Source organism: Companilactobacillus alimentarius DSM 20249, assembly GCF_002849895.1.
GTDB lineage: Bacteria > Bacillota > Bacilli > Lactobacillales > Lactobacillaceae > Companilactobacillus > Companilactobacillus alimentarius.
On sequence record NZ_CP018867.1, the window covers coordinates 320892 to 333142 of the forward strand.

The following is a 12251-nucleotide window of genomic DNA, read 5'->3' on the forward strand; positions in this document are numbered from 1 at the left end:
TTAATGGACAATTCAGAGTTTTTTGTAGGTCTTGATATTGGCACAAATTCAATAAAAGTAGTGGTTGCTGAATCGTCAGATGATCGCTTAAGTATCGTTGGCGTAGGAAGCGAAAGATCACAAGGAGTTAGCCGTGGCGTTATAGTGGATATCGACAAGGCTGCTGGCGCTATTAAGAAGGCTGTCAAACGGGCTGAAACACAAGCAAACATTTCCATTCGTGACGTTGTGGTCGGTATATCGGCTAATATGTTACAAATCGAAAAATGTCAAGGAATGATTGCAGTAGGATCTCAATCTAAAGAGATCACTGAAAATGATGTCAGACAAGTTATGTTGGCTGCAATGGTACAAAACTTACCTAGTGAGCGAGAAGTAGTTTCTTTAATTCCCAAACAATTTTCCGTGGATGGATTCAATAACATTCGTGACCCACGTGGCATGATCGGTGTTCGATTGGAAATGTCTGGAATTATTTATACCGCACCAAAGACTATTGTGCATAATACTAAAAAAGCCATTCAAAAAGCTGGTTTAAATATTATTCATAAGGTTATTTCTCCGATGGCATTAAGCCAAGTTGTTTTAAATGATGGTGAGAGTGATTTTGGAGCGGTAATCATAGATATGGGGGCTGGTCAAACGACTGCCTCAGTTGTACATGATCACAACCTTAAATTATCTACTGTAGACTTTGAGGGTGGGGACTATGTTACCCATGATATTTCAGTGATTCTAAATACAACCGTTGATAATGCTAATCAATTAAAACTTTATTATGGTAATGCTTCATCGACTAAATCTTCGACTGAGGAAAATATCAATGTCGAGGTAGTTGGTAAAAATGATCCAGAAGTAATTTCCGAGGAATATTTATCAGAAATTATTGAGGCTAGGTTAGAACAGATCTTTACTAGATTACAGGCACCGCTTGAAGATGCCGGAGCATTGTCGCTTCCTGGTGGAATCGTTCTAACTGGTGGAGTGGCAGCAACTCCAAATGTTGAGGAACTGGCTCGAAGAATCTTTGATGTTAAAGTAAGAAGCTATGTGCCATCACAAATGGGGATGAGGTATCCTTCATACTCATTGGGCTTAGGATTGGTAACTTATGCTTCAAGATTAAACGATATTGGAATTATTGCTGATAATGTTGTTAATGGGGCAACTGTTAACCGTAATCAACCTCCTGTTCAGCAGACCCAACCGGTTAATCCTACGAAACCAAAGCAAGAACCCACTCAACCTCAACCAGATGAGACTGAGGATGTAAAAGAGGTTGAGAAACCTAAAAAAACATCCAAAATCAAGGATTTTTGGAGTAAATTTTTTGATTAATAATGAACAAATTAAATTTAATTTTAAACTAGGAGGAACTCCTTAATGGAATATACTTTAGACTCGACCGACAATAAGGGAGCGGTAATTAAGGTCATCGGTGTAGGTGGCGCCGGTGGTAACGCCGTTAATCGAATGGTAGAAGCAGGGATCAAAGGCGTTCAATTTATTACTGCTAATACTGATGTACAAGCACTAGAAAGTTCTAATGCTGAAACTAAAATTCAATTGGGACCTAAATTGACAAGAGGGTTAGGTGCTGGTTCAAATCCCGAAGTTGGACAAAAGGCTGCTCAAGAAAGTGAAGAAGCCATTAAAGAGGCCCTTGAAGGCGCCGATATGATTTTTGTTACTGCCGGAATGGGTGGTGGTACCGGTACTGGTGCTGCACCTATTGTTGCTAACATTGCCAAAGAAAGTGGTGCATTGACCGTTGGTGTCGTGACACGTCCTTTCGCCTTTGAAGGTGCTAAACGTTCACGCTTTGCAGCTGATGGAATCACTGAACTTAAAAAAGATGTTGATACATTAGTTATTATTTCTAATAGTAAGTTATTAGAGATTGTTGATAAGAAAACACCGATGGGCGAAGCTTTCAGCATTGCTGATGATGTCTTACGTCAAGGTGTTCAAAGTATTTCTGATTTGATTACATCACCAGGATTCGTTAACTTGGATTTTGCTGATGTTAAGACTGTTATGTCTGATCAAGGTTCAGCTTTGATGGGTATCGGTACCGCTAATGGTGAAAACAGAATTACTGAGGCAACTAAGAAGGCTATTTCTTCTCCACTATTGGAAGTTTCAATTGATGGAGCAAAACAAGTTCTTCTTAATATTACTGGTGGACCAGACTTGTCATTGTTTGAAGCTCAAGATGCAGCGCAAATTGTTTCCGAACAAGCTACATCTGATGTTAATATAATCTTTGGTACTTCAATTGATGATACTTTAGGTGACCAAGTTAAGGTTACTGTGATTGCTACTGGTGTTGAAAGTGAAGATAAGAAGCGCGAACCATCAAGACGTCCTTTAAATAATCCTAGAGCAGCTTTTAATAACAATCAAAATAAAGCTGAAAAGACTGATGAACAACCAGCTAAGCCAAAGGAACAAACTACTAATAATGATCCTTTGGCAGCTTGGGATATTAATCGTGACGCCTCAAAATCAAAGGATGTTTCCGGAGAAAAGGGAGATTTTGAAATTTTCCAAAAGCCAGAGACAATTGATTTAAGCGATGATGACGATGATTCAACTCCTCCAATCTTTAAACGTCGTAACAATAAATAAAAGGAGATTTTCTTATGGCATTTGAAAAGTTAAGCAGCTTTTTTGGTATTAATGATGATGAAGACTTTGAAGAAAAAAAAGTTGACGATCCACAACCCCAAAAAAATTATTCGAATAATGAAAAGGTCGTTTCAATGAGTGCAGCTAGTGAAAAAAATAGAAGTTCGGTAAATAGTAAAATTGCTATTTATCAACCCAGAGTTTATTCAGATGCAAAGGTTATTGCTAAACAACTCTTGAATAATAAAGCTGTGATCGTTAACTTTAATAATGTCAATGATGAGCAGTCTAAGAGAATCGTAGATTTTTTAACTGGGACAATTTTTGCCTTAGACGGTGAAATAAAACGTGTTGGAGAAAAAATCTTTCTTTGTACACCACCAAAGTTTGAAATTGATGGAAGTATACCAGATATAAACGAATAGTAAGTCGAGGAAAGATATGGATCGAATTGTAAGTGGATTACCATTTATTATTAGTATGGCATTTGAATTGTATGAATTCATTTTATTCGTATACTGTTTGATGTCGTTTGTACCGTCACTGTATGGTTCTAGTTTTGGAAGGTTCGTCGCATCACTGGTTAATCCATTGTTAAATCTGATCAGAAGAGTTATACCTACTACAATAGGTTTTCTTGATTTCTCCCCAATAATTGCCATAATATTGATTCAATTATTGCAGAAAGTGATATTTTTGATAATTTAAAATGGAAAATAAAAATAGTGTCATAGGCGGAGGTTACTTTAGACCTGAAGAAAAGCCATTCATTGATAAAATGAGTGATATTTTACTGAAGACTCAAACGATGTATACTCCACAATTAACTGATTTTTTAAACTTACGTGAACAAACGATTTTAAATAATTTAGTTAATAAGTATGATGATTTGTTTGTACATTACTTCGGTGGATTTAATAATGCCGAAAGAGTCAGGGGAATAATTGCTCCTGACTATTTTGTACCTCAAGAAAAGGATTACGATATTTCAATGTATGAGATTCGTTATCCCGAAAAATTTGCTAATTTACATCACGGTCAAATCTTGGGATCATTGACTGGTTCTGGAATTGATCGAGATCGCTTTGGCGATATAATTACCGATGGTGAAAATTGGCAATTTTTTGTGTTCAAATCAATGAGTGATTATGTTGAAGAACAAGTAAAAAAGATTGGTCCATTTAAGGTCCATTTGATAGCAAAAGACTTTAATGAATTACTTTTACCTAAGGATGAATCAACTGATGAGACCATCAATGTGCAGTCATTGCGATTGGATACAATCATTGCTACGGTATACAATTTATCAAGACAAAGCGCTAAAGCCCTAGTCGATCATGGAAAAGTTCAAATAAATTGGGCTGTTAATAAAAATGCTAGTTCATTTGTTACAATAACTGATACACTTAGTGTAAGAGGTTTTGGTAGAATAAGAATTAACGACATTATGGGACGTTCGAAAAATAATAAGTACATATTGTTCGTTAATGTTATTAAGAAATAGGGGCGTGAAGTTATGGTATTGTCACCAGTAGAGATACATGATAAAGAGTTTGATAGTAAATTTAGAGGCTATGACCGCGACCAAGTTAGTGATTTTTTAAAACAAGCAGCTCAAGACTATAATTTAGCATTACAAAAAAATGCTGAGTTAGAAAAAGAATTGAAGGATACTACTGATCAATTAAAATATTTTACTGATATGAAAGACGCCTTGAATCAGTCAATCTTAGTAGCTCAAGAAGCGGCGGAAAAGGTTAAATCAGAATCGGAAAAAGAAGCACAGATCATTGTCGAAGAGTCGCAAAAGAAGGCTCGAGATTTACTCAATCAATCTACTGAAAAATCTAATCAGATTTTACAGGATGCTTCCGATCGAGCACGTCAGGTAACGATCGAGACTGATGATTTGAAGAAATCAGTTAGTTCTTTCCGCAAGGGGTTGCAAGGAATGCTTAAGCAACAGTTGGATATGGTTGATAATCCTGAATGGTCGAAACTCAATGACAAGACTTCTACAGAAAAGTTGAAGCAAAAAATTGGTGGGCAGACAGCCTATAATTCAACTAATAATATGCAAACGGATCAAGTTAATTCTGAAAATGATCAAGATACGGTTTCCAAGAACGATCAAATGAATTATAATAATGATATTCAAGATGATCAGCCGGATGAATCATATACGATCAATCATCAGAAGAATGAACCAACATTCAATTTCAATGATGGTCAGACTGATAATGAATCTGAGAAAAATTAAAAGAACAAGTGCTTAAATGATATTTTTTCAGCGAACTAGTGAATGGTGTGAGACTAGTAAAAATTAATTTAGGTATATCAACTTTTAGACAATCTATGTAATTTACCAATAGGTGGTATAGCGAGAACTCGTCCTAAATTGGATGGGTTCTTTTTATTTTAGAAGGGGTGAAAGAATGCGAGTAAAAGATACTTTAAATTTGGGTAAAACCAAATTTCCTATGCGTGGTAATTTGCCAAACAAAGAAGCAGAATGGCAAAAAGCTTGGGAAGAAAATAAACTTTATGAACGTCGTCAAAAATTAAATGAGGGAAAACCAACTTTTGAATTATTAGATGGACCTCCATTTGCCAATGGTGATATCCATATGGGACATTCCTTAAATAAGATTTCCAAGGATATTATTGTTCGTTACAAATCAATGGACGGTTATCGTTCACCATATGTTCCCGGCTGGGATACTCATGGTTTACCAATTGAACAACAATTGGCTAAAAAGGGTGTTAAGCGTAAGGAAATGAGCATGAGTGAGTATCGTAAATTATGTTACGAATTTGCTCAAGGCGAAATTAAGAAACAAATGGCTGGATTCAAGCGTCTAGGAATCTCAGCTGATTGGGACAATCCATATATCACTTACCAACCCGAGTTTGAAGAAGCTGAGGTAAAAATCTTCGGTGAGATGGTTGATAAAGGTTACATTTATCGTGGTAAAAAACCAGTTTATTGGTCACCTTCTTCAGAATCAACCTTGGCTGAGGCTGAAGTTGAATACAAGGATGTTAAATCACCATCAATTTTTGTAGCTTTCAAAGTTCGAGATGGTAAAGGTGTGGTTGATAGTGATGCTTCATTCATTATTTGGACAACTACTCCTTGGACAATTCCATCAAATGAAGCTATCTGTGTAAATCCTAAATTTATTTACGCCGAAGTTAATGCCGACGGTAAAAAGTATGTTGTAGCTCAAGAAAGAATTCAATATGTTCAGGAACAATTAGGTTGGGAAAATGTTGAAATCCTTAAAACATTCAAGGGTTCTGAACTTGAAGGTTTAACAGCTACACATCCATTCTATGACCGTGAATCAGAATTGATCCTAGGTTTCCATGTTACTTTGGATGATGGTACTGGATTAGTTCATACAGCTCCTGGATTTGGTGCTGATGACTTTGTTGTTGGTATGAAGTATAAACTACCAGTCTTTTCTCCAATTGATGCACAGGGACGTTTTACTGATGAAGTACCTGAATATGAAGGTGTCTTCTATGATGATGCTAATAAGATGATTACAGAACGAATGAAGGAAAATGGTTCACTATTGAAATTGAGTTTCTTCACTCATAGTTATCCACATGATTGGCGTACTAAGAAACCAGTTATTTTCCGTGCTACACCACAATGGTTTGCTTCAATTGATAAATTTAGACAACAGATCCTTGACGAGATCGACAAGATCGACTTTAAACCAGAATGGGGTAAAACTCGTCTTTACAATATGATTCGTGATCGTGGTGACTGGGTAATTTCCAGGCAACGTGCTTGGGGTGTTCCATTACCAATTTTTTATGCTGAAAATGGCGATCCAATCTTAACTAAAGAAACAGTTGACCATGTAGCTGAATTGTTCGGCAAGTATGGTTCAAATGTTTGGTTTGAAAGAGATGCCAAGGATCTTCTTCCAGAAGGCTATACTAATGCAGGTAGTCCTAATGGTAAATTTACTAAGGAAACTGATATTCTTGATGTTTGGTTTGACTCTGGGACAGTTCATTCAGGTGTTGCAAGAACACGTAAGAACATGACTTTCCCAGCTGATTTAATCCTTGAAGGTTCTGATCAATATCGTGGTTGGTTTAATTCAATGTTAGTAACATCAGTTGCTGCTTATGGAGTTACTCCCTACAAGTCACTCATTTCTCAAGGCTTCACGCTTGATAAAAATGGCGTTAAGATGAGTAAGTCACTAGGTAATGTCATTTCTCCTAGCGATATTGAAAGACAATTTGGAGCTGAAATTATTCGTCTCTGGGTTGCCTCAGTTGATTCAAGTTCTGATGTCTCTGTTTCAGTTGATTCCTTCAAACAAGTTTCTGAAACATATCGTAAGATTAGAAATACGATCAGATTCATGTTAGCTAACACGACTGACTTTGATCCTAAGACAGAAGCTGTTGACTATAAGGATCTTCGTCCAGAAGATAAATACATCAAAGTTAAGTTAAATGACTTGGTTAAAGATGTTTTGGCTGATTATGATAAATACGATTTTGCTGATGTTGAGAAATCAATCGTTAGTTTCATCGTTAATGAAATGTCAACGTTCTACTTAGATTTTGCCAAAGATGTTGTTTATATTGATGCTGAAGATTCACATTCACGTCGTTCGATGCAAACTGTTATCTATGACGTCGTTGTTAAATTGGCTAAGATGTTGACACCAATCTTGCCACATACGATGGAACAAGTTTGGGAATATCTTAAAGAACCAGAGGACTTTGTTCAATTAGCAGAGATGCCAGAAGTTGAAGATATTCCTGATCAAGCCGAAATCGAAAGTGATTGGTCAACTTTCATGGACTTTAGAGATAATGTCTTGAAGTCACTAGAAGTTGCTCGTGGCGATAAGATGATTGGTAAATCACTTGAAGCTAAAGTAACAGTTCATCCAAGTGCTGAATTGAAAGCTGTCCTTGATAAAATTGACAGTAACTTTGGTCAGTTGTTGATTGTTTCTCAATTTGAAGTTTCTGATGAAGAACTTGAAAATGCTGATAAGTATGAACTTGCTGATGTTCTAGTTGAAAAAGCTCAAGGCGATGTTTGTCAAAGATGTCGTATGATTAAGACTGATGTCGGTAGCGATAGTAATTATCCAACATTCTGTGCTAGATGTGCTAAAATTGTTGCTAAAGAGTATCCAGAAACAAAGACTGAGGGCTTTGATGATTAGGAATGGTGAATAATGTTCACAGGAAAAATAGTAAGGTTCAATAAGGACCGTGGCTTTGGCTTTATAAATAATGGAGAAGAAGATATCTTCTTCTTTGCAGACTCGATTCTTAACCGTGATGATTTTTATATTGAAAAGGGACTAAGTGTTACCTTTGAGATTGCACCCGGATATAAAGGACCACAAGCTGTAAATATTAATGTCAAAGAAGAAGAAAGTGCTGAATAGTGCTTTCTTTTTTCTTTGGAATATGGAGTGAGAATATGAATGAAAAAGTGAATCCAAGAAGATGGATGATCTTGATTTCAGTGGGAATTTTTACTTTGATGGCAACGTTAGACGGTTCAATTGTTAATATTGCCTTGCCGATTATCAGTAAGAATCTTCATATTGAAATGAATATGGCTGAATGGGTCGTTTCCATTTATTTAGTAACCATTTGTATCTTTTTATTGATGTTTGGAAAGATTGCAGATTCAATTGGAAAAATTAAAATTTTTAAAATTGGATCGGTGATGTTTATTTTAGGTTCAATTATCTGTGGATTGAGCAATAATTTAGTTATGTTGTTGTTGGGACGTGTTGTTCAAGCGATTGGAGCTTCCATGGCTATGGCCACTAATAATGGGATCATTACGCAAACCTTTCCCTTGAGTGAACGTGGTTATGCTCTGGGATATATTGGTTCTTTTGTTTCGATTGGAGCTATTGCAGGACCAGGTATTGGTGGCTTGATATTAGGACACTTTCACTGGAGCTATATTTTTTGGATCAATATTCCTATTGGATTGATAGCTTTGATCCTTGGCTATATAAACTTACCTAAAGCAGAATCAACTAATCCAACTAAATTTGACAAAAGGGGTTTTGCAGTCTATTTTTTAACTCTATTGTTATTTTTCGGAGCAATTTTTATTGGTCAATCAGTTGGATTTACTAATCTTTATATAATCTTGACTTTCATTGTAGCTGTTGGTTGTTTTTTCTTGTTCTTACAAATTGAAAAAAGTGTCACTGACCCAATGATTGAATTGAGAATCTTTTCTAACCATAATTTCACTTTAGGTTTAGTTGCAGGATTCTTTATATTCGTTACTAATTTCTTTTTCAACGTTGTTTCGCCATTTTACTTGGAGAACGCCTTAGGAATTGCGGCTTCGACTGCTGGGTATATTTTAATGGCATTTCCGGTGGTACAGGTTGTCGTGGCACCAATTTCTGGTAAAATATCAGCAAAGGTCAATCCAATTGTTCTAACCATAATTGGATTAATCGTAATTGAAGTGGCTCAAATCGGTTATTTATTCTTCAACTTACAGACACAAATTTGGTTTATACTACTCTGTATTGGTTTGAATGGTTTAGGAAATGGACTTTTTCAAGCTCCTAATAATACAATGATTATGAGTTCTGTGGAAACAAAAGATTTGGGAATTGCCGGTGGCTTGAATGCTCTTTCTCGTAATTTAGGGATGATCATTGGAGTTTCACTTTCTACCACCGTGCTCTTCTTATCAATGAGTAAATTTTATGGAAAATCTGTGACAACTTATATTAACGGTAGACCGGATATTTTTATTGATGGGATGCGTGTTACAATGACATTTGCAGTAATAATTTGTTTGATTGCAATTGTGATGTCAGTTATTAGATTAATTAAGTCAGGAAGGTCAAATAATGAGTAAAGAAGATTCGAGATATTATGAGGAAGTAGTAGCTAAGAAAAGAATGTTTGGCGGTAAGATTTTTAACGTCGATGTTGAACAAGTTGTCTTACCTAACGGTATTCCTGACATTCGTGAAATTGTCGAGCATCATGGTGCGGTAGCAATTATTCCTTTTACTGACAACGGTAAAATGATTTTTGTCAGACAATGGCGTTCCCCTTTGGAACAAGAAACTTTAGAAATCCCAGCTGGAAAGATTGATCCAGATGAAGGCAGCGATTTGAAAGAAGTTGCTTTACGTGAGATGGATGAGGAATTAGGTTTGTCGACCGATAATTTAGAAAAAGTGACGACATTCTTTGCTAGTCCAGGATATTCCAATGAAAAAGTAACGATTTTCAAAGCTACTGACTTGAAGAAAATTGAATTCAAACGACCACTGGACCCAGATGAATTTTTAAATGTGGAAGAATTAACGTTAGACGAGGCTAAAGAACAAGTGAAAAAGGGCGTTATTTGTGATTCGAAATCAATTTATGCCATTACTTATTGGGAATTATTGCAAGCAAAGGAAAAATAAATGTTTTCAAAAATAAAAGACTTTTATCACATGAAGATAAAAAAAGATCAACCACAAACAGTAGTTCGAGCTGATCAAGTAGTTCAACAGCAAGAAAAGATGCGCAGACAAGAACAACAGCGTTCAAACCAAGAGTATAATAAGCAACATCCTGAACAAATTGCTGAAGAAAAAATGCAAGTTTTTGATTATAAGACAAATCGGTTGAAAAAAAAGTTAAATATTGCGATTATTACTATATTCGGCCTAATTGTTTTGGTATTTTTAATATTATTTTTTATTTAAGGAGTAAAGTATGAAAATTGGCGTAATCGTTCCTATGGAAGAGGAAATTAAATTAATGAAAGAATCTCTTACTGATGTTAAAAACGAATCAGTCGCTGGGGTTGATATTACAATTGGTAGTTATAAACAACACCAAGTGTATTTAGCTCAAAGTGGAATCGGTAAGGTTCAAGCGGGAATGACAACGACAATTATCAATGAACGTTATCAACCAGACTTCGTTGTAAATACGGGTTCAGCTGGTGGAATTGGTGAGGGTTTGCATATCGGAGATGTCGTTATTTCTGATAAAATGGCTTATCATGATGTTGATGCAACTGGCTTTGGTTACAAAATAGGCCAATTACCACAACAAGAGCTTTATTTTAAAGCAGATCCAACTTATGTTGAAAAAATTGCGGCAGCGGCTAAAAGAACTGGTTTAACATCTCGTGTAGGATTGATTGTAACGGGAGACCAATTTATTGACGCAGCTGAAAAAATTGCTACAATTAAAAAGTCTTTCCCAGATGCTTTGGCATCTGAAATGGAAGGTGGAGCTGTGGCCCAAGTTTGTACACAATTTAAAGTACCATTCGTCGTTATTCGTTCAATGAGTGATGTTGGTGATGAAGATGCTAGTGTAAACTTTGACGAATTTGTTTTACAAGCCGGACGCAAATCAGTAACAATGTTGCTGAACTTTTTAGACCAAGAATAGAGGGGATTTATTGTGGCATTTGTTTACTTAGATAATGCTGCTACGACACCAATGGCTACATCTGTAGTCAACGTGATCAGCGACCAAATGGCCCATAATTTTGGCAATGCTTCTGCAACCAATTATTTTGGACGTCAAGCTCGCAAGGTATTAGATGAAAGTCGGCATGTAATTGCTCAGAGTATCAATGCAAAAGATTCAGAAATTGTCTTTACAAGTGGTGGTACTGAAAGTGATAACACCGCTGTCATTGAAACGGCATTATCTCGACAAAAGTTAGGAAAACACATTATTACTACGGCTATCGAACATGAAGCAATTTTAAAACCGTTGGCTTATTTAGAGACCTTAGGTTTTGAAGTTACTTATTTGAAACCAAACAGTCGTGGTGAAGTAACCGTCCAACAAGTTAAGGATGCTTTGCGTGATGATACGATTCTAGTAACAATCATGTATGGTAATAATGAAGTTGGTTCAATGAATCCAATTAAAGAAATTGGTGAATTGTTAAAAGATCATCAAGCTTTCTTTCATACTGACGCTGTGCAAGCATTTGGTATGGAAGATATTGATGTCAAAGCTGAACACATTGATATGTTGTCAACTTCAGCACATAAGATCAATGGACCTAAGTTTATTGGTTTTCTTTACATAAATGATAAGATTCATATTCCATCCTTTGTGAAGGGTGGAGATCAAGAAACCAAACGTCGGGCTGGAACGGAAAATGTCCCAGCTATTGCTGGATTTGCGAAAGCTGTACAATTGTTGACCCCTGCTGAAAAAAAAGCTCGTCAAGAAAGATACTTTGGCTTCAAGCAAAAGATACAAGAAATTTTACGACAAAATAAGATTGAATTTGGTATCAATGGACCAACGGATAGTCATGCTTTGAATCATGTGATGAATCTGTATCTACCAGGAATCGATCGAGGGGTCTTGTTAACTCGTTTGGATCTGGAAGGTTTCGCTATATCTGGTGGCTCTGCATGTACAGCGGGTAGTTTGGAACCATCACATGTTTTGGTAGCGATGTTTGGTAAAGATAGTAAGAAAATCAATGATTCAGTCAGAATTAGTTTCGGTAAAGATAATACTGAAGAAGAAATCGTTAAATTTACAAATAAATTAGTAGATATCGTTAGAGACTTGACTAATTAATTAATTTTATTCAA

The 12251-nt window shown here is 36.0% G+C and carries 13 protein-coding genes; all 13 read left to right on the forward strand.

Going from position 1 to position 12251, the window contains the following annotated elements; genetic code table 11:
* The first annotated feature begins 3 nt into the window (after positions 1-3).
* Complete coding sequence (ftsA, locus tag LA20249_RS01665) at positions 4-1338, forward strand: cell division protein FtsA (RefSeq protein WP_057739296.1); 1335 nt, start codon at positions 4-6, stop codon at positions 1336-1338.
* Between the two features lie 45 nt (positions 1339-1383).
* Entirely contained in the window at positions 1384-2631 is a 1248-nt protein-coding gene (ftsZ, locus tag LA20249_RS01670) for a cell division protein FtsZ (RefSeq protein ID WP_057739297.1), read from the forward strand.
* Positions 2632-2645: 14 nt separating this feature from the next.
* A complete protein-coding gene (locus LA20249_RS01675; RefSeq protein WP_057739298.1) occupies positions 2646-3056 on the forward strand; it encodes a cell division protein SepF in 411 nt (136 codons plus the stop codon).
* Between the two features lie 16 nt (positions 3057-3072).
* Positions 3073-3339, forward strand: a complete 267-nt coding sequence (locus tag LA20249_RS01680; RefSeq protein WP_057739299.1) for a YggT family protein — start codon at positions 3073-3075, stop codon at positions 3337-3339.
* A 1-nt stretch (position 3340) separates the two neighbouring features.
* A complete protein-coding gene (locus LA20249_RS01685) occupies positions 3341-4135 on the forward strand; it encodes a YlmH family RNA-binding protein (RefSeq protein WP_057739300.1) in 795 nt (264 codons plus the stop codon).
* Positions 4136-4147: 12 nt separating this feature from the next.
* Positions 4148-4891: a DivIVA domain-containing protein gene (locus LA20249_RS01690; protein WP_057739301.1), complete on the forward strand. Its 744-nt coding sequence runs from the start codon at positions 4148-4150 to the stop codon at positions 4889-4891.
* Between the two features lie 175 nt (positions 4892-5066).
* Complete coding sequence (gene ileS, locus LA20249_RS01695; protein ID WP_057739302.1) at positions 5067-7844, forward strand: isoleucine--tRNA ligase; 2778 nt, start codon at positions 5067-5069, stop codon at positions 7842-7844.
* Between the two features lie 12 nt (positions 7845-7856).
* Entirely contained in the window at positions 7857-8072 is a 216-nt protein-coding gene (locus tag LA20249_RS01700; RefSeq protein WP_057739303.1) for a cold-shock protein, read from the forward strand.
* Between the two features lie 35 nt (positions 8073-8107).
* Positions 8108-9529 (forward strand): MFS transporter, encoded by a 1422-nt coding sequence (locus LA20249_RS01705; protein WP_057739304.1) that lies wholly within the window; start codon positions 8108-8110, stop codon positions 9527-9529.
* Positions 9522-10091, forward strand: a complete 570-nt coding sequence (locus tag LA20249_RS01710; RefSeq protein WP_057739305.1) for an NUDIX hydrolase — start codon at positions 9522-9524, stop codon at positions 10089-10091. Before LA20249_RS01705 ends, LA20249_RS01710 begins: the two co-directional genes overlap by 8 nt.
* Positions 10092-10376 carry a hypothetical protein gene (locus tag LA20249_RS01715; RefSeq protein WP_057739306.1) on the forward strand — a complete coding sequence of 95 codons (285 nt, stop codon included), beginning with the start codon at positions 10092-10094 and terminating at the stop codon, positions 10374-10376.
* Between the two features lie 10 nt (positions 10377-10386).
* Positions 10387-11076 carry a 5'-methylthioadenosine/adenosylhomocysteine nucleosidase gene (locus LA20249_RS01720; protein WP_057739307.1) on the forward strand — a complete coding sequence of 230 codons (690 nt, stop codon included), beginning with the start codon at positions 10387-10389 and terminating at the stop codon, positions 11074-11076.
* 12 nt (positions 11077-11088) lie between these two features.
* A complete protein-coding gene (locus LA20249_RS01725) occupies positions 11089-12237 on the forward strand; it encodes a cysteine desulfurase family protein (RefSeq protein WP_083477946.1) in 1149 nt (382 codons plus the stop codon).
* Positions 12238-12251 lie beyond the last annotated feature (14 nt).

What these genes read in the sequence shown, in the direction of transcription:
- ftsA (WP_057739296.1), top strand. Translation starts at nt 4, where the DNA reads ATGGACAATTCAGAGTTTTTTGTAGGTCTTGATATTGGCACAAATTCA.
- ftsZ (WP_057739297.1), top strand. Translation starts at nt 1,384, where the DNA reads ATGGAATATACTTTAGACTCGACCGACAATAAGGGAGCGGTAATTAAG.
- LA20249_RS01675 (WP_057739298.1), top strand. Translation starts at nt 2,646, where the DNA reads ATGGCATTTGAAAAGTTAAGCAGCTTTTTTGGTATTAATGATGATGAA.
- LA20249_RS01680 (WP_057739299.1), top strand. Translation starts at nt 3,073, where the DNA reads ATGGATCGAATTGTAAGTGGATTACCATTTATTATTAGTATGGCATTT.
- LA20249_RS01685 (WP_057739300.1), top strand. Translation starts at nt 3,341, where the DNA reads ATGGAAAATAAAAATAGTGTCATAGGCGGAGGTTACTTTAGACCTGAA.
- LA20249_RS01690 (WP_057739301.1), top strand. Translation starts at nt 4,148, where the DNA reads ATGGTATTGTCACCAGTAGAGATACATGATAAAGAGTTTGATAGTAAA.
- ileS (WP_057739302.1), top strand. Translation starts at nt 5,067, where the DNA reads ATGCGAGTAAAAGATACTTTAAATTTGGGTAAAACCAAATTTCCTATG.
- LA20249_RS01700 (WP_057739303.1), top strand. Translation starts at nt 7,857, where the DNA reads ATGTTCACAGGAAAAATAGTAAGGTTCAATAAGGACCGTGGCTTTGGC.
- LA20249_RS01705 (WP_057739304.1), top strand. Translation starts at nt 8,108, where the DNA reads ATGAATGAAAAAGTGAATCCAAGAAGATGGATGATCTTGATTTCAGTG.
- LA20249_RS01710 (WP_057739305.1), top strand. Translation starts at nt 9,522, where the DNA reads ATGAGTAAAGAAGATTCGAGATATTATGAGGAAGTAGTAGCTAAGAAA.
- LA20249_RS01715 (WP_057739306.1), top strand. Translation starts at nt 10,092, where the DNA reads ATGTTTTCAAAAATAAAAGACTTTTATCACATGAAGATAAAAAAAGAT.
- LA20249_RS01720 (WP_057739307.1), top strand. Translation starts at nt 10,387, where the DNA reads ATGAAAATTGGCGTAATCGTTCCTATGGAAGAGGAAATTAAATTAATG.